This window comes from Micromonospora sp. NPDC051006 (genome assembly GCF_044456245.1).
In the GTDB taxonomy this organism is placed as follows: domain Bacteria; phylum Actinomycetota; class Actinomycetes; order Mycobacteriales; family Micromonosporaceae; genus Micromonospora.
The window spans coordinates 87,521-105,266 of the sequence record NZ_JBITFP010000004.1; the positions used below are offsets into that span (position 1 = coordinate 87,521).

The window sequence follows — 17,746 nt, forward strand, 5'->3', positions numbered from 1 at the left end:
GCGGGCTGGCCGGAGCGGCACAGCCCCATCGCTGCGCGGTCAGAGCCAGCCGCGGTCGCGGGCGAGACTCAACGCCTCGCCGCGGTTGCGGGTTCCGGTTTTGCCGATGGCTGCCGAGAGGTAGTTCCGCACCGTGCTCGGCGACAGGTGCAACCGGCCGGCGATGCCAGCGATCGTCGCCCCGCCCGTGGACGCGCTCAGCACCTCTCGTTCCCGTTCGCTGAGCGGGTTCGGACTGGCACTCAGCGCCTGCGCGGCCAGCAGTGGGTTCACCACGATCTCGCCGGCGAGGACCCGGCGGATCGAGGCGGCGAGCTCCTCGACCGGGTCGTCCTTCACCAGGAACCCCTTCGCGCCGGCCTCCATGGCGCGGCGCAGGTAGCCGGGACGGCCGAACGTCGTCACCACGACGACCGCGCAGTCCGGCAGCGCCTTCGCCACGTCGCCGACGAGATCCAGGCCGCTGCGGCCAGGCAGCTCGATGTCGAGCAGCACCACGTCCGGGCGGGTGTCCCGGGCGGCAGCCAGCACCTCGTCACCGCGCCCGACGCTCGCCACCACCGTCAGGTCCTCCTCGAGGTCGAGCAGGGTGGCGATGGCCGAGCGCAACATCGCCTGGTCCTCGGCGATGAGGATCGTCGTGGGCATCAGCGTCGCCCCGACCGAGCCTGCGCGGGTACGGACGCCGCCAGGCGGAACCCGGACGGCGTCGCGGTCGCGGTGAGCTCGCCACCCAGGTCCTCTGCGCGTTCCCGCAGGCCGCGCAGGCCGCTCCCGTCGGTTGCCGCGCGGCCGCGCCCGTCGTCGACGACCTCCACACTCGCGTGCTCCCCGTCGGACGTCACCGTGATGCGGCAGCTGGTGGCCCCGGCGTGCCGCAGCACGTTCGTGGCGCCTTCGCGGACGACCCAGCCGAGCAACGAGTCGACCTGGGCGTCGAGTTCGACCGCCGGCGGCGTGACGTCGACCCGGATGTCGGCGGCCGACAGCGCCGTGCTGGCGTTGGCGAGCTCCTCGCGCAGGCGCACCGAGCGGTAGCCGGTCACGGCCTCGCGTACCTCCGTGAGGGCCTGCCGGCCGATGGTCTCGATGTTCCGGGCGTGCTCGGTGGCCGCCTCGGGATCCCGCCCGAGGAGGCGCCTGATCGCTTCGGCCTTGATCACGACCACCGACAGCGTGTGCCCGAGCAGGTCGTGCAGATCCCGGGAGAACCGTAGCCGCTCCTCGGAGACCGCGACCCGCGCCAACTGCTCCCGGGTGCGGGTGAGTTCGCCGACGACGCCCACGAGGTACTGCACCAGGTACGTCCCCACTCCGGCGAAGAACGTCGAGAAGCCCAGGAAGAGGGCCACGTCGAGGGAGCCGCTCTCCAGCCCGGCGGCGACTGCGCCGCTGATCGTCAGCGAGGCGATCATGCCCAGCGCCCACCGCTGCCGCACGGCGACGGCCGCGGCGATCGCGAGCAGCGGGAAGACGAACTCCCGGTCGGTGCGCCACACCACGAGGTACGCGGTGCACAGGACGGCGACGACCAGCAGGGCTGCCTCCGAGGTGCGGCCGTCGCGCGGGCCCACCCGGAACGGCAGCCACACCGTGAGGGCGTAGGCCGCGCCGAGAAGTAGCAGATGGGCCGTCCGGAGGACCTGCCCGTCGGCCAGCGAATCGACGACCGGTGCGAGCAGGAGCACCGGCGCCCAGATGAGCGCGAACCACGGGCCGGGATGGCGTGCGACCCACGCGAAGGCCGGCTCGGTCCGGACGCAGTCGAGGGTCTCGTCGTGCGTCCTCATCGCCGCGTCCACACTCAACGGGACCGCATCCGACCGGTCGAGGTCGGCGCGAGGCCGAAGATGAGCACTGTTCCCACGGCGAGGTGCATGGCCGACAGGCTCGCGAGCACCGCGCCCGAGGCGCCGGAGGAGGCCGGCCCGAGCAGGGACAACGCCAAGACCACCCAGGCGGTGATCCGCCAGGCGCGCAGGCCGCGGCGGAACCGTCGATCGAGGAACGCCAGCAGTCCCCATGCCGCGGCGCCCACCAGCAGCGGCACGACGGCGACCGACGCCGGGCCGACCGTCTGCGCCGTCGGGCCGGACCCCACCGTCAGGTCCAGCCCGGCGATCGGCACACTGATCGCCCAGACCGCCAGCGCGACGGCGGACGCGGCGACCAGCGTCACCCCGCCGCGCAGGCTCCGGCCGGGTTCTGCCGCATGATCGGCGATGCTCGTTGTCTGCGTCATGGTCCTTCGCCTCTTCCTGTCCGACCGGTGCTCCACCTTCTTGCGTCCCCGACGCTACGGCGGCGGCGGGGGTGCGCGGCAGGCTGAGATGTCACCTGATCCGTAGGACGAATGTCCTGCACCCGTGGCGGAGCGGCCCGCGTAGACGGCGTTTCCGCACGGGCGCGGGAGTGACGCAGGGTGCCCGCATGAGGGTCGGGTGCGGCCCAGCGTCGGTCGCCCCGCTGTGGATCCGGCTCGACAGGCGGGGGAGCGAGGATGGTCAGAGACTGGGTAAAGCCCCCGACAATTGACGCCGTTGAGGCCCCGCGGCCGGAGGGCGGGGCGGGGGAGGCGCGAAGAGGCGGCGGTGCGGCCGCCGCCGGGGGCGGGAGGGTCGGCCAGCGTGGGTGACACCGGGTACGCGAAAAGCGCTCGCCGGCACGCGGACAGGACGCCGCGAGGCGAGCGGTGCTGGCAACCGGATCACCGTGCCGACCCGCTACGGCGGGGCGGTCCTCGAGGTGCCGGTCAGCGGGTCTTCTTCGTCGCTCGTTTGCGGGGCGGCGTCAAGAGGTCGGCTATCGCCGCGATCGCCTCCGGCACCAGGCGGTAGTACGCCCAGACGCCGCGCTTATCGCGCTCGAGCAGGCCGGCTTCGGTGAGGATCCGAAGGTGATGGCTCACGGTCGGCTGGGAGAGATTCAGCGGCGCGGTGAGGTCAGTCACGGACGCTTCGCCCTCCGGAGCGGCCTGGATCAGGCTGAGCAGCCGCAGTCGGGCCGGATCGGCGAATGCCTTCAGCACCCCCGCGAGCCGCTCGGCATCGGCGCGCTTGATCGGCTCGCCGGCCAGCGGCGAAATAGCAGGCATGGCAGTTTTCGCAGTTCCCACGCCTACCATCGTTCCACCAGAACCATCGATAGGCCGGTGGAACCGGAAGCATCACACCGATGGCGATCGTGAGGACGCGGTCCGGGAGGTCCGGAAGGCCCGGGCGGCGAGGTCACCGGCCACCTCGGCAGTCCGGTCAGGTCGCGTTTCGGGAGCCCGGGAGAGGCGCCGCCCCGCTGGCGGGAACGGCCGGTGGCGCGGTTACCCTGCGGCGGTGGTGGTCGGTGCGGACGGGGAGCGGTTGGCGGAGTCGCTGGCTGACCGACTCGACGCGGTCACCTTCACCGACCTGACCACCGACCAGGTGACCGCCCGGCTGATCGACGCGGTGGTCGAGTGGGCGGGGGAGCAGGGCTGGCGGGTCTACCGGCGGGCGCCCAGCGTGCTGCCGCTGCCGCCGCCGATGTCCGCACAGCAGTCGGTGCTCGACGTGGCCTGTGCCCGCCCGGACGGGCCGCCGGTCGTCGTCGAGATCGATCACAGTACGCGCCGCCGCACCTGGGAGAAACTGCTCGCCGAAGCGGACGCGGGGCGGATCGCGCTCTGGGTGCGCTGGGGTGCCGGCCGGTTGACCGCGCCGCCGGCGCCGATCCAGATGGTGACCTGCGAGGTGAGCAGGCGCTCGGACCCGACCGGCCGGGGCTGGGTGCACAGTCGCTCGCCGCGCGCCGACAAGCTGCCGCCAGCGCACTCCGACGTGCCGGTCGGGCCGGTGGCCGCCGTCGAGTTGCCGCTGCCACCGCCCGAGTCGAGCGACGCGGGGAGCTAGGCCCCGACGCCGGCGTCAGCGGTATTGGCGATGCGTCGCGGGCCGGCGGTGCGGCAGACTGGCCCGCATGGTCGCGTCGGTGCGCAGCGTCGCCGAACTGACCGACGCGATGCGTGCCGGCTCCAGGGTGAAGTTTCTGTTCTTCTGGGGCCACCAGCCGCAGCACGACGGCAGCATCGGGGCTGGTTGTCTGAGCCAGTGGTGGCCGGCGCCGTTCAGCGTCGACGGGCTGGAGTTCGGGACCGCCGAGCATTACATGATGTGGCGCAAAGCCATCTTGTTCGGCGACGAGGCGACAGCCGCCAGGATTCTGACGGTGGTGCACCCGCACGCGGCGAAGACGCTCGGCCGGCAGATCACGGGTTTCGACGAGCAGGTGTGGGAGCAGCACCGCTACGACGTCGTGGTGGCGGGCAACCTGGCGAAGTTCGGCCAGCACCGGGAGCTACGCGGGTATCTGTTCGACACCGGTGAGCGGGTGCTGGTGGAGGCCAGCCCGCTCGACCGGGTGTGGGGCATTGGTCTGGCCGTCGACCACCCGGACGCCGTCGATCCCGCACGGTGGCGCGGGTTGAACCTGCTCGGCTTCGCGCTCATGCAGACGCACGCGATGCTGCGTGCAGAGGCAGCCTCCGGTGGGTAAGTCGCCGGAGCTCGTCGCCGCCGAGTACGCCCTGGGCAGCGCCGATGTCGAGCGGGTGCCGTGGTACGCGGCGGATTGGCTCGCGGACGGGCACGACGGGCCGAGGCTGCGGGAGCTGGCCGGCCTCGACGGCACCGACCCACCGCTGATCGGCGAGTTGCTGCCCGCGGCGCTCGCCGAACTCGACGTACCCATTCCCAGCGCGGCCGAGGCGTCCGACGCGTGGTTTGCCGCGTTGGCGCAACGACTGCTCGGCGGTGAGGTCGATGAGCGGACCGTCAGCGAGCAGACGTCGGCGTTCGTGTCGTGGCACCTGGACCTGGAGGAGGTCTGGCGCAGCCCGTTCACCGACCTGCACGCCCTGGCCGACGAGTGGGACCAGGGCTGGGGGCGCGGCAATCAGAAGCTCGCCGCCACCGTGCGTCGGCTGTGCCGTGATCACCTTCTCCGTCCTCCGAGCGCGCCGAGGCTCGCGGCCACCGGCTGAGTGCACGGTGCGCGGGTCCGTGTTCCGGCTGGCGCGCTGAGCCGCCCGAGTCCGTTCCCGCGACGTTTTGCCGCTCGCCGCTCAGGGCATCTCTCCGCTGGTCGCGTCAGCACTGACGACCTGGCCGACGGTGCCGTTGGACGGGTCGCCGGTTTCCGTCCCATTCGAGTCACCCGGGAGGCATCCGATGCCAGCAGGGTCCAGTCCCAAGAGGGAGCGGCAGTACGAGCACATCAAGGCGAGCGCGAAGAAGCGCGGCGTCTCCACCGACCGGGCCGAGGAGATCGCCGCCCGGACCGTCAACAAGGAGCGGGCCCGCTCCGGCGAGTCCCGTACCGCGAGCCGCTCCTCCCTCAACGACGTCTCGTCCGGGCATCGCGGTGGCAAGCGCTCACACAGCGGGGCGCAGGGACGTACCAAGGAGCAGCTCTACAACGAGGCGAAGAAGCGCGGCATCAAGGGCCGCTCATCCATGTCCAAGGCAGAGCTGGAGAAGGCCCTGTCCCGCTGAACGCCTCCCGGCCGTTCCCTCGGCCAGCCCCGGGCGAGGCCGACCGGCGATGCTGGTGGGTGGGCCGGCTGGCCCACCCACCAGCACCGGTCAGAAGTCGTCGTCGAAGCTGACCGTGCCGGTCACGCCGACCTGGTACGCCGACACCCGCCGCTCGAAGAAGTTGGACAGCTCCTGCACGTCCTGCAACTCCATGAAGGCGAACGGGTTCTTCGCACCGAAGATCGGGGCGATGTCGAGCTGGGCGAGCCGCCGGTCGGCCACGTGCTGGAGGTACTCCCGCATGTCGGGCAGCGAGAGCCCGGAGACGCCCTGTTCGAGGAGGTCCTCGGCGAACTGGACCTCGCACTCGACCGCCTCGGCGAGCATCTCGCGTACCTGCTGACGCAGATCGTCGTCGAACAGGTCGGGCTCCTGCTGGCGTACGGTGTCGACGACGTCGAACGCGAACGCCATGTGCATCGACTCGTCGCGGAACACCCAGTTGGTGCCGGAGGCGAGCCCGTGCAGGAGACCACGGGAGCGCAGGAAGTAGACGTACGCGAACGCGCCGTAGAAGAACAGCCCCTCGATGCAGGCGGCGAAGCAGATCAGGTTGAGCAGGAACGCCCGCCGGTCCTCGCGGGTTCTCAGCTCCCGAAGTTCGAAGATCGAGTCGATCCAGCGGAAGCAGAACTCGGCCTTGCGACGGATCGAGGGGATGTTCTCGATCGCGTCGAACGCGGCGAAGCGTTCCTCCTCGTCCGGCACGTAGGTGTCGAGCAGGTTCAGGTAGAACTGGACGTGCACGGCCTCCTCGAAGAGTTGGCGGGACAGGTAGAGCCGTCCCTCCGGGGAGTTGACGTGCTGGTAGAGGTTGAGCACCAGGTTGTTGGCGACGATGGTGTCGCCGGTGGCGAAGAACGCCACGAGACGGCTGACCAGGTGCCGCTCGGCGGGCGAGAGCCGGTCCAGGTCGGCGAGGTCGGAGTGCAGATCGACCTCCTCCACCGTCCAGGTGTTCTTGATCGCGTCCCGGAACCGGTCGAAGAAGTGCGGATAGCGCATCGGCCGCAGGGTGAGATCCATCCCCGGGTCGAGCAACATGGCGGTCTTCGCGGTGCTGGTCATCGCAGTGCCTTACTGTCGTTGCGGCTGGGGGAGCGGGTCACTGGCAGGCGTCGCATGATTCGGGGTTCTCCAGGGAACAGGCGAGGGCTTCCTCGTCGGTGACCACCACCGGGCGACTGATCGCGACGGTGGCCTGCTGGATCCGGGTGGCCGGCCGGGAACGCAGGTAGTACGTGGTCTTCAGCCCGGACTTCCACGCGTACAGGTACATCGAGGAGAGCTTCCCGATGCTCGGCGCGCTCATGAACAGGTTCAGCGACTGGCTCTGGTCGATGAAGGGCGAACGGGCGGCGGCAAGGTCGATCAGGGCCCGCTGAGGCAGCTCCCACGCGGTCCGGAACAGCTCGCGTACCTCGGCCGGCAGCGCCTCGATGCTCTGGACCGACCCCTCCGCCCGCCTGATCTCGGTCCGGATCTCCTCGGTCCACATCCCGAGGTCCTTCAGCTGCCGGACCAGCGCGGTGTTGATCTGCAGGAACTCGCCGGAGAGCGTCTCGCGCTTGAACAGGTTGGACACCTGCGGCTCGATGCACTCGTAGCAGCCGGCGATCGAGGCGATGGTGGCGGTCGGGGCGATCGCGACCAGCAGCGAGTTACGCAGCCCGTGCGTCGCGACGCGTTCCTTGACGGCGGCCCAGCGCTCGGCCTGCGCCGGGGTAATTCCCCACAGGTCGGGCTGGAGCTGGCCCCGAGCGGCCCGGGTCTGCTGGTAGGCCGGATGCGGACCGAACTGTTCGGCCAGGCCGGCGGAGGTCTCCAGGGCGGTCAGGTAGATCTCCTCTGAGATCCGGGTGGAGAGTTCCCTGGCCGCTTCGGAGTCGAACGGCAGCCTGAGCGCGAAGAACACGTCCTGCAGGCCCATCAGGCCGAGCCCGACCGGCCGCCAGCGCGGGTTGCTCGCCGCCGCCTCGACGCTCGGGTAGTAGTTGATGTCGATCACCCGGTCGAGGAAGACCACCGCGGTCCGTACGGTCTCGCGCAGCCGCGCCCAGTCGATGTCGTCGCCGGCCAGGTGGGCCGCGAGGTTCACCGAACCGAGGTTGCAGACCGCGGTCTCGCCGTCGCTGGAGACCTCGACGATCTCGGTGCAGAGGTTGGACAAGTGCACCACGTTGCCCGGCTCGGCGGTCTGGTTGCACAACCGGTTCGACGGGTCCTTGAACGTCATCCACCCGTTGCCGGTCTGGGCCAGCGTGCGCATCATCCGCCCGTACAGGTCCCGGGCCTTGACCTGGCGCACGAACCGGCCGGCGGCCTCGGCGGACCGGTACGCGGTGTCGAACTCCTCGCCCCACAGGTCGGGCAGTTCGGGCACCTCAGCCGGGTCGAACAGCGACCACATCTCGTCGGCCTCGACCCGGCGCATGAACTCGTCCGGGATCCAGTTCGCCAGGTTCAGGTTGTGCGTACGCCGGGCGTCCTCACCGGTGTTGTCGCGCAGTTCCAGGAACTCCTCGACATCCGGGTGCCACGGCTCCAGGTAGACACAGGCCGCCCCCTTGCGCCGGCCCCCCTGGTTGACCGCGGCCACGCTCGCGTCCAGCGTGCGCAGCCACGGCACGATGCCGTTGGAGAGCCCGTTCGTGCCCCGGATCAGCGCGCCCCGGGAACGCACCCGCGACCAGGCGATCCCGATCCCGCCGGCGAACTTCGACAGCTTCGCCACCTGCGCGTACCGGTCGTAGATGGAGTCGAGCTCGTCGCGCGGCGAGTCGACCAGGAAGCAGGACGACATCTGCGTGTGCGCGGTGCCGGAGTTGAACAGCGTCGGGGAACTCGGCAGGTACGCCAGCGACGACATCAGCCGGTAGAACCCGATCGCCTCGGCAGGGGTGCGCGACAGCCCGCAGGCGACCCGCAGCAGCCAGTACTGCGGCGTCTCCACCACCAACCGGCTGGTGGGGTGCCGCAGCAGGTAGCGGTCGTGGACCGTCCGCAACCCGAAGTACTCGAAGCGCAGGTCGGCCGCGGGGTCGATCGCGTCGTCGAGCTTGCGGGCGTTGAGCGACACGAACTGTGCCGTCTGGTCACCGATCAGCCCGTGCTCGTGACCGAGCTGGATCGCCTGGCTGAACGAGGCGATGCCCTGCCCCCGTACCTCCTTGTCGACGTAGCCGGCCAGCAGCCGGGCCGCGAGCCGGGAGTACTGGGGTTCCTCGCCGATCATCTCGGCCGCGGTCTGGATCGAGAGCCGGTCCAGCTCGGCCGTCGTCGCCCCGTCGTAGAGGCCACTGATCGTCCGCGTGGCCACCCGCAACGGGTCGACGTCGGTCAGGTCGTCCGCCCACCGCTCCACGGCGCGGACGATCTTGTTCACGTCGACCGGTTCGAGCGCGCCATTACGCTTGCGCACCTGCATCGGGGTACGCCGCTGCCCCGGCACGGTCAGCTCCTGCTCCGCCGCCGGGTCGCCCGCCACCAACTGTGTGACCGTCACCTGTCGCTCCTCGTGCTCGCATCCGACGAGGTCCGGAGCACGCGCAGGCAGGCGGAGACGCACGCGAGGGCGTACGTCGCAGCCGTCGACCGTCCCGCGCGGCCTCGGACCGCCGCGCACGGTTCACCGGCGCGGCGCGACTGGCAGGTCTTCGGACTCGCGGGCACGGCCGCGAAGAATCGCGACCTCCTACTGACCGTCGCTTCCCGGGCGCTCGGCTGATGCCGGTTGTCGCCCAGTGCTGTGTGACGGCGTTCGTTCCCACTCACCGCTGCGGGGCAGTCCCGGACTTCCACCGGGTTCCCTCTTGCCTCAGCCGGGTTGGATGCCCGGCTGAACCAGTTGCGTCACGGACTATATATGGGGGAGGTGGGAAGCGCGCACACCAGATGTCGTGTCGGCGTGTTGCTGAGGACACAGTCGGGGTGAGCGGGAGCGACGCCTTTGTGGGCGTCGCCACCGACGGCGTGAGGCATGGTGTCGACGCGTCACGGCGTGACACTGCTATGAAGGTGCGGGCCGCCGCGGCCGGGAGAGACCTGGTGTCACGCCCGCGCTTTGTAGGTTCCCTACAAAGCGCGCTGTGAGTCTCCGCAACTTTCGACATGGCGCTGCCCGCCGGTAGCGGGAAGGGTGAACCGTGTCGGCGGCTGCCGTGTCGCGCCGCGCGCGTTGTCGGTCTATCGGAAGGCTCGGTCGAGTGTTCAGTCGTGTCGCCATCGTCAATCGTGGTGAGGCCGCCATGCGGCTCATTCACGCCGTGCGGGACATCGCCGCGGAGACCGGGGCACGGATCGAGACCGTCGCCCTGCACACCGACGTCGACCGGGCCGCCACGTTCGTGCGCGAGGCCGACATCGCCTACGACCTCGGTCCCGCGTCCGCGCGCCCGTACCTCGACCTGAGGGTGCTGGAGCGCGCGCTGGTGGAGACCGGGGCCGACGCCGCGTGGGTCGGCTGGGGCTTCGTCGCGGAGGACCCGGCGTTCGCGGAGCTGTGCGAGAAGATCGGGGTCACCTTCGTCGGGCCGAGCGCGGAGGCCATGCGCCAGCTCGGCGACAAGATTGGCGCGAAGCTGCTCGCCGAGGAGGTCGGCGTGCCGGTCGCGCCGTGGAGCCGCGGCGCGGTCGAGACCCTGGACGCCGCCCTGGCGGCGGCGGCCGAGATCGGCTACCCGCTGATGCTGAAGGCGACCGCGGGCGGCGGCGGGCGTGGCATCCGCGTGGTCACGAACTCGTCGGAACTCGCCGACGCCTACCTGCGCACCAGCCAGGAGGCGGCGCGGGCGTTCGGCAGCGGCATCGTGTTCCTGGAGCGCCTGGTCACCGGCGCCCGGCACGTCGAGGTCCAGGTGATCGCCGACGGCGAGGGCACCGCGTGGGCGCTCGGCGTGCGCGACTGCTCGGTGCAGCGACGCAACCAGAAGGTCATCGAGGAGTCGGCGTCGCCGGTGCTCAGTGCCGTGCAGGCGGCCGAGCTGAAGGCGTCGGCGGAACGGCTCGCCATCGCGGTCGGTTACCGCGGCGCGGCGACCGTCGAGTTCCTCTACCGCCCCGCCGACAAGCTGTTCGCGTTCCTCGAGGTCAACACCCGCCTGCAGGTCGAGCACCCGATCACCGAGACCACCACCGGGTTCGACCTGGTCAAGGCGCAGCTGCTGGTGGCCTCCGGTGGCCGCCTCGAAGGCGAGCCGCCGGTCGAGCGCGGGCACGCCATCGAGGCCCGGCTGAACGCCGAGGACCCCGACCGCGACTTCGCGCCCTCCCCGGGTCGCATCGCGCGACTGGACCTGCCCGCGGGCCCGGGCATCCGGGTGGACACCGGCGTCAGCGAGGGCGACACCATCCCGGCGGATTTCGACTCGATGATTGCCAAGATCATCGCGTACGGCCGCGACCGAGACGAGGCGCTCGGCCGGCTGCGCCGGGCGATGAAGAACACCACCGTGATCATCGAGGGTGGCGCGACGAACAAGAGCTTCGTGCTCGACCTGCTCGACCAGCCCGAGGTGATCGACGCCAGCGCGGACACCGGCTGGATCGACCGCGTCCGGGGCGAGGGCCGGCTCGTCGCGCACCGGCACTCCGCGGTCGCGCTCGCGGCGGCCGCCATCGAGGCGTACGAGGAGGAGGAGCGCGTCGAGCGGCAGCGTCTGCTGTCCACGGCGTCCGGCGGACGCCCGCAGGTGCAACATGCCAGCGGCCGGCCGCTCGACCTCAAGCTGCGCGGCATCACCTACCGCATGCGCGTGGCGCGGGTCGGCGCGCACCGCTTCCGGGTCGGCATCGAGGCGGGCGACGCCGTGCGCACCGCCGACGTCGAGCTCGACCGCTTCGACCGGCACACCGGCCAGATCGTCGTCAACGGCGTGCGGTACCGCCTGCTCACCGGCACGCACGGGCCGACCCACCTGGTGGAGGTGGACGGCGTGACGCACCGGGTCAGCCGGGACGAGGGCGGCGTCCTGCGCTCGCCGATGCCCGCGCTGGTCGTCGCCACGCCGCTGGAGGTCGGCGCCGAGGTCGAGGCGGGCGCCCCGGTGCTGGTGCTGGAAGCGATGAAGATGGAGACGGTGCTGCGGGCGCCGTTCAAGGCGCGGCTCAAGGAGTGCGCCGTCTCGGTGGGCAGCCAGGTGGAGGCGGGCGCGCCGCTGTTGCGGCTGGAGCCCCTCGCCGGCGAGGCCGCCGAGGCCGCCAGCAGCCCGGCCGCCGTCTCCGTCGAGCTGGACCTGCCCGCCGTACCCGAGCAGATCCCGGCGCTGCAGCGCAGCCTGCGCGGTCAGGAGGACCTGCGCGGCCTGCTGCTCGGTTTCGACGTCGACCCGCACGACGAGCGTCGGGTGCTCGACGAATACCTCACCGCGCGGCGGGCGGCCACCGAGGACGGTCACCGGACGCTGGCCGCGGAGCTCGACCTCGTCGACGTGTTCGCCGATCTCACCGAGCTGAGCCGCAACCGGCCGACCGGTGAGGAGAGCGGCGCCCACGTGCACAGCGCCCGCGAGTACTTCCACACCTACCTGCAGAGCCTCGACGTGGAGCGGGCCGGGCTGCCGGCGGCCTTCCAGGCCAAGCTCGCCAAGGCGCTCGGCCACTACGGTGTCACCGACCTGGAGCGCTCGGGAGAACTCGAAGCCGCCGTGTTCCGGATCTTCCTCGCCCAGCAGCGCGCGTCCGCCGACGCCACGGTCATCGCGACGCTGCTGCGCGCCTGGCTGGGGGAGACCCCGCCGGACGACACGCTGCGCGAGCCGGCCGGTCTCGCGCTGGAGCGGCTGGTGGCCGCGACGCAGGTCCGCTTCCCCGCGGTCGCCGACCTCGCCCGTGGGGTGGTGTTCGCCTGGTTCGCCCAGCCGTTGCTGCGCCGCAACCGCGCCCGCGTCTACGCCGAGGTCCGCGGGCACCTGCGCCACCTGGACACGCACCCGGACGCGCCGGACCGCACCGAGCGCATCGCGCAGATGGTACGCAGCACCGAGCCGCTGGTGCGGCTGCTCGGCCAGCGGCTGGTCCACGACCACCTCGACAACGCGGTCATGCTGGAGGTGCTGACCCGCCGGTACTACGGCAACAAGGCACTCACCAGCGTCCACACCCGCCCGGTGGCGGGCTGCACCTTCGTCGTCGCCGAACGCGCGGACTCCAGCGTGATGTCCGCCGCGGTGAGCTTCGACGCGCTGGGCAGCGCGCTGCACGGGCTCGCCGAGCTGGCCGCCGGCGCGGACGAGGTCGACGCCGACATCTACCTCGGCTGGGAGAACCAGCCGGAGGACTTCGACGCGATGGCGGCCGCGCTGCTCGAGGTCATCGCCGCGCACCCGCTGCCGCCCCAGGTCCGCCGGCTCACCACCACCGTCGCGGGTCGCGGCGGAGCGGTGATGCACCACCACTTCACCTTCCGGCCGTCGGGCGCGGGAATGAGCGAGGACCGGCTGATCCGGGGCCTGCACCCCTACATCGCGCAGCGGATGCAGCTGGAGCGGCTGCACAAGTTCGACCTGACCCGGCTGCCGTCCTCCGACGAGGAGGTCTATCTCTTCCAGTGCGTGGCGCGGGAGAACCGGTCGGACGAGCGCCTCGTCGCGTTCGCGCAGGTGCGTGACCTGACCGAGCTGCGGGAGCAGGACGGCCGGCTGGTCGCGCTGCCGACCACCGAGGACGCCATCGCCGCCTGCCTCGACTCGATCCGCCGCGCCCAGTCGCGGCGGCCGTCGAAGACGCGCTTCAACACCAACCGCATCGTGATCTACGTCTGGCCGCCGAGCGAGCTGACCCCTGAGGAGATGCAGATGATCGCCGGGCGGGTACGCCCGACGACGGCGGGCGCCGGGCTGGAGGAGATCCTGTTCATCGCCCGCCAGCGCGACCGCCGGACCGGCGAGTTGACGAAGATCGCACTGCGGATCTCCTTCGACGCCGCGGGCGGCGCCGAGCTGATGAGCATCGGCGCCCCGCCGGTGGAACCGGTCGAGCCGCTCGACGACTACCGGCTGAAGGTGCTGCGGGCCAGCAGCCGCAACACGGTGTACCCGTACGAGTTGACCGGCCGGCTCGGTGACTTCGTCGAGCACGACCTCGACGACGACCACGCGCTGGTGCCGGTGGACCGGCCGAGGGGTCGCAACAGCGCCGCGATCGTCGCCGGGGTGCTCACCACGCCGACCGAGCGGCACCCGCAGGGCGTCACCCGGGTCGTGCTGCTCGGTGACCCGACGAAGTCGCTGGGCGCCCTGTCGGAGCCGGAGTGCCGGCGGGTGATCGCCGCGCTGGACCTGGCGGAGCGGATGCGGGTGCCGCTGGAGTGGTGGGCGTTGTCGGCCGGGGCCAGGATCTCGATGACCTCGGGCACGGAGAACATGGACTGGGTGGCCGCGGCGCTCAAGCGGATCGTCGAGTTCACCCAGGCCGGCGGTGAGATCAACATCGTCGTCGCGGGCATCAACGTCGGCGCCCAGCCGTACTGGAACGCCGAGGCGACGATGCTCATGCACACCAAGGGCATCCTGGTGATGACGCCGGACTCGGCGATGGTGCTCACCGGTAAGCAGTCGCTCGACTTCTCCGGTGGCGTCTCTGCCGAGGACAACTTCGGCATCGGCGGCTACGACCGGGTGATGGGGCCCAACGGGCAGGCGCAGTACTGGGCGCCGAACCTGACCGCCGCGCGGGACGTGATGATGTCGCACTACGACCACACGTACGTCGCGCCCGGCGAGGACGCGCCACGGCGGGCGACCACCACGGACCCGGTCGACCGCGACATCTCCGCGTTCCCGCACGACGTGCCGGGCAGCGTGTTCAGCACGGTCGGGGAGATCTTCTCCGCCGAGGCCAACCCGGACCGCAAGAAGCCGTTCGACATCCGGACGGTGATGCGCGCCCTCTCCGACCAGGACCACCCGGTGCTGGAACGCTGGGCGGGTATGGCCGACGCGGAGACCGCGGTGGTGCAGGACATCCACCTCGGCGGTATCCCGGTGAGCCTGGTCGGCATCGAGTCGCGGTCCGTGCCGCGGCGCGGCTTCCCGCCCACCGACGGCCCGGACACCTACACGGCGGGCACGCTCTTCCCGCGCTCGTCGAAGAAGGCCGCGCGGGCGATCAACGCGGCCAGCGGCAACCGGCCGTTGGTGGTGCTGGCGAACCTGTCGGGCTTCGACGGCTCGCCGGAGTCGATGCGCAAGCTGCAGTTGGAGTACGGCGCCGAGATCGGCCGGGCGATCGTGAACTTCCGCGGGCCCATCGTCTTCTGCGTGATCTCGCGCTACCACGGCGGCGCGTTCGTGGTGTTCTCGAAGGCGCTGAACCCGAACATGACGGTGCTCGCGCTGGAGGGCTCGTTCGCCTCGGTGCTCGGCGGCGCGCCGGCCGCCGCGGTGGTGTTCGCCGGCGACGTCAACGCCCGCACCGCGGCCGACCCGCGCGTGCGCGACCTGGAGGCGCGCGCCGCGGCCGCGACCGGCACCGAGCGCGCCGCGTTGACCGCGGAACTCGACGAGCTGCGCTCGTCGGTGCGCGCGGAGAAGCTCGGCGAGGTGGCCACGGAGTTCGATCGCGTGCACAACATCGAGCGCGCCGTCGAGGTCGGCTCCGTGGACGCGGTCATCCGTGCCGCGGAACTGCGGCCACGGATCATCGAGGCCATCGAGTCCCGCCTGCGCGCCCCGGCCCAACCGTGAGGACCTCGCCCGTGACGGTGGAAGCCGGCCCGCTCGTACGTCAGGCGCGCGCGAGGACGTGATTTCGCCGCGTCAGCGTGCTCCGGGCCCGACGTCCTGGCGGCGGCTCTGCCGCCGCCAGGCGCGGGCGCGGCGGGGCACGGCGTGACGCGTCGCCGGCGACGTCCAGGTCGGTTGCGCCGCGCCCCGGGTGCGCTGAGTCAGTACGACGCAGGCCAGCACCGCCAGCGCCGCCCCGATCGCGGCGGGGCTGACGGTCTCTGCGAGCAGTAGTACGGACCAGAGCAGGGTGAGTACCGGCTGCGCGAGCTGGATCTGGCCGACCTGCGCGATGCCGCCCCGGGCCAGCCCCGCGTACCAGGCGAAGAAGCCCAGGAACATGGAGATCGCGGTGAGGTAACCGAACGCCGACCAGGCGCCGGCGCCGGCGAGCGGCGGGTGGGCCGCCGCGGCGACGAGCGTGACGAGCAGGGTGACGGGCAGCGAGAGCAGCAGCGCCCAACAGATCGTCCGGGCGCCGCCCATCTCCCGGGCGAGCGCGCCGCCCTCGGCATATCCCAGGCCGCACAACACGACCGCCGCGAGCAGGAACAGGTCGGCGGCCGCCAGTGCGCCGTGCACCGCCCCACTGGTGACCAGGAAGGCGAGCACCGCCACCAGCCCGCCGACGCTGGCGATCCAGAACAGTGGCGGTGGGCGCTCGCCGGCCCGCAGCACGGCGAACACGGCGGTCAAGGCGGGCAGCACGGTGATGACGACCGCGCCGTGCGCGGAGGTCTGGGTGGTCAGCGCCAGCGAGGTGAAGAGCGGGAAGCCGACGACGACGCCCAGGGCGACGATCGACAGCCGCCGCCACTGGGTCCGGGTGGGTCGTGGCGCGCCGCTGAGTCCCAGGTAGACCCAGGCCAGTAACGCCGCACCGACGGCCCGGCCGAAGGCCACGAACCACGGGTCGAGTTCCTGCACGGCGACGCGGGTGGCCGGCAGCGACATGCTGAAGGCGAGCACACCGAGTGCGCCGAGGGTCAGGCCGATGGCCCGATCGGCCGTTACCGTCATGGCGCCAGTAGCGCTACTCTCGTCCCTCATGGAAAACGGTAACGCAGTGGCCCGCGTTATCCAAGATCTGCGCAGGCTCGTGGCAGTCGCGGAGCCCGGAAGCCGGCTGCCCTCGGTGCGCGAGTTGACCGCTCGGCACCAGGCCTCGCCGGTGACCGTCGCCGAGGCGGTCCGGCAGATGGTGGCGCAGGGGCTGATCGAGACGCGATCGGGGAAGGGCACCTTCGTGGCCGCACTCCCGGACGAGCGACGCGCCCCCGACCTGTCCTGGCAGACGGTGGCGCTGGGGGCCCGCAGGCCGGGCGAGGACGAGATGCAGGCGTTGCTCGCGCTACCGCCGTCGGGAGCGATCCCGCTGTCCGGCGGCTACCTGGATGCGGATCTACAGCCGGCTGCGGCGCTCGGTGCCGCGCTCGCCCGCGCTGCCCGTCAGCCCGCCGCCTGGCAGCGTGGGCCGGCCGAGGGGCGTGCGGACCTGCGCGCCTGGTTCGCCCGCGAGACCGGCGCCGGACTGCGCGCCGACGAGATGGTGATCTGCCCGGGCGGGCAGGCCGCGCTGTCGTCCGCGTTGCGCGCGCTCGCCGTACCCGGCGACACCCTGCTCGTCGAGTCCCCGACCTACCTGGGGGCGATGGCCGCGGCCCGGGCGGCCGGGCTGCGGGTGGTGCCGGTGCCCGCCGACGCCGACGGCGTCCTCCCTGACCAACTCGCTGCCGCGTTCGCGCGCACCGGCGCGCGACTGCTCTACTGCCAACCGCTCTACGCAAACCCGAGCGGTGCGACGTTGGCCGCTCACCGCCGAGCCCAGGTCGCCGGAGCCGTACGCGACGCCGGAGCGTTCCTGATCGAGGACGACTACGCCCGGGACCTCACCATCGACGGTGAAGCCCCGTCACCGCTGGCCGCCGACGATCCGGACGGGCACGTCGTCTACCTGCGTTCGCTGACCAAGTCCGCCGCCCCTGGCCTGCGGGTCGCCGCGATCGGCGCCCGCGGCCCAGCCGGTGCCCGGCTGCGCTCGTCGAGACTGCTCGACGACTTCTTCGTCGCCGGCCCGCTGCAGCAGGCCACGCTGGAGATCGTCACCGCTCCGGCTTGGACGAGGCACCGCCGGGCCCTGCGCACCGCGCTGCGGACGCGGCGCGAGGCGCTGCTGACCGCGCTACGCCGCCACCTGCCGGGACTCGTCCCGGCGACGATCCCTCGGGGTGGCCTGCACCTGTGGGTCCGCCTGCCCGACGGCGTCGACGACGTCGCGCTGGCCGCCGCGGCCGCCGCCGAAGGCGTCATCGTCTTCCCCGGCCGCCCATGGCACGCCGCCGAACCCCCGGCACAGCACCTGCGCCTCACCTACGCCGCGGCCCCACCCGAGCTGATGGACGAGGCCGTCCGCCGCATCGCCCGCGCCCTCGGACAGCGAACGCCCTGATCCTCTCC

The 17,746-nt window shown here is 71.8% G+C and carries 13 protein-coding genes and 1 riboswitch; of the genes, 6 read left to right on the plus strand and 7 right to left on the minus strand.

Going from position 1 to position 17,746, the window contains the following annotated elements; genetic code table 11:
* Positions 1-39: 39 nt before the first annotated feature.
* From ACIBBA_RS09115 to ACIBBA_RS09130, 4 genes are all read right to left on the minus strand, one after another.
* Positions 40-648, minus strand: a complete 609-nt coding sequence (locus ACIBBA_RS09115) for a response regulator (protein ID WP_396695332.1) — start codon at positions 646-648, stop codon at positions 40-42.
* Positions 648-1,790, minus strand: coding sequence for a sensor histidine kinase (locus ACIBBA_RS09120; RefSeq protein WP_396695334.1), 1,143 nt, complete (start codon positions 1,788-1,790; stop codon positions 648-650). The genes ACIBBA_RS09115 and ACIBBA_RS09120 overlap by 1 nt, the downstream gene beginning before the upstream one ends.
* A gap of 14 nt (positions 1,791-1,804) precedes the next feature.
* Complete coding sequence (locus ACIBBA_RS09125) at positions 1,805-2,242, minus strand: DUF6069 family protein (protein ID WP_396695336.1); 438 nt, start codon at positions 2,240-2,242, stop codon at positions 1,805-1,807.
* A gap of 510 nt (positions 2,243-2,752) precedes the next feature.
* A complete protein-coding gene (locus ACIBBA_RS09130) occupies positions 2,753-3,094 on the minus strand; it encodes an ArsR/SmtB family transcription factor (protein ID WP_396695924.1) in 342 nt (113 codons plus the stop codon).
* A 235-nt stretch (positions 3,095-3,329) separates the two neighbouring features.
* Between ACIBBA_RS09130 and ACIBBA_RS09135 the strand changes: the two genes are divergently transcribed.
* The 4 genes from ACIBBA_RS09135 (at position 3,330) to ACIBBA_RS09150 (ending at position 5,525) form a co-directional block, all read left to right on the plus strand.
* The gene (locus tag ACIBBA_RS09135; RefSeq protein WP_396695338.1) at positions 3,330-3,884 is read left to right on the plus strand and encodes a hypothetical protein; all 555 of its coding nucleotides are present in this window, start codon (positions 3,330-3,332) and stop codon (positions 3,882-3,884) included.
* A gap of 67 nt (positions 3,885-3,951) precedes the next feature.
* A complete protein-coding gene (locus ACIBBA_RS09140; RefSeq protein ID WP_396695340.1) occupies positions 3,952-4,527 on the plus strand; it encodes an NADAR family protein in 576 nt (191 codons plus the stop codon).
* Positions 4,520-5,014: a hypothetical protein gene (locus ACIBBA_RS09145; RefSeq protein ID WP_396695342.1), complete on the plus strand. Its 495-nt coding sequence runs from the start codon at positions 4,520-4,522 to the stop codon at positions 5,012-5,014. Before ACIBBA_RS09140 ends, ACIBBA_RS09145 begins: the two co-directional genes overlap by 8 nt.
* A gap of 187 nt (positions 5,015-5,201) precedes the next feature.
* Positions 5,202-5,525: a plasmid stabilization protein gene (locus tag ACIBBA_RS09150; protein WP_350873890.1), complete on the plus strand. Its 324-nt coding sequence runs from the start codon at positions 5,202-5,204 to the stop codon at positions 5,523-5,525.
* A 90-nt stretch (positions 5,526-5,615) separates the two neighbouring features.
* Here ACIBBA_RS09150 and ACIBBA_RS09155 read toward each other — a convergent pair whose 3' ends face one another.
* Both ACIBBA_RS09155 and ACIBBA_RS09160 read right to left on the minus strand, forming a co-directional pair.
* Positions 5,616-6,635 (minus strand): ribonucleotide-diphosphate reductase subunit beta, encoded by a 1,020-nt coding sequence (locus tag ACIBBA_RS09155; protein WP_396695345.1) that lies wholly within the window; start codon positions 6,633-6,635, stop codon positions 5,616-5,618.
* Between the two features lie 37 nt (positions 6,636-6,672).
* On the minus strand, positions 6,673-8,994 hold the full coding sequence (locus ACIBBA_RS09160; protein WP_396695926.1) for a ribonucleoside-diphosphate reductase subunit alpha: 2,322 nt from the start codon (positions 8,992-8,994) through the stop codon (positions 6,673-6,675).
* A gap of 202 nt (positions 8,995-9,196) precedes the next feature.
* Positions 9,197-9,430, minus strand: a riboswitch (cobalamin riboswitch).
* Positions 9,431-9,772: 342 nt separating this feature from the next.
* Here ACIBBA_RS09160 and ACIBBA_RS09165 point away from each other — a divergent pair.
* A complete protein-coding gene (locus ACIBBA_RS09165) occupies positions 9,773-15,250 on the plus strand; it encodes a carboxyl transferase domain-containing protein (RefSeq protein WP_396695347.1) in 5,478 nt (1,825 codons plus the stop codon).
* A gap of 72 nt (positions 15,251-15,322) precedes the next feature.
* Here ACIBBA_RS09165 and ACIBBA_RS09170 read toward each other — a convergent pair whose 3' ends face one another.
* A complete protein-coding gene (locus tag ACIBBA_RS09170) occupies positions 15,323-16,309 on the minus strand; it encodes a DMT family transporter (protein ID WP_396695349.1) in 987 nt (328 codons plus the stop codon).
* A gap of 28 nt (positions 16,310-16,337) precedes the next feature.
* Here ACIBBA_RS09170 and ACIBBA_RS09175 point away from each other — a divergent pair, with 28 nt between their 5' ends.
* Positions 16,338-17,738: a PLP-dependent aminotransferase family protein gene (locus ACIBBA_RS09175; RefSeq protein WP_396695351.1), complete on the plus strand. Its 1,401-nt coding sequence runs from the start codon at positions 16,338-16,340 to the stop codon at positions 17,736-17,738.
* Positions 17,739-17,746 lie beyond the last annotated feature (8 nt).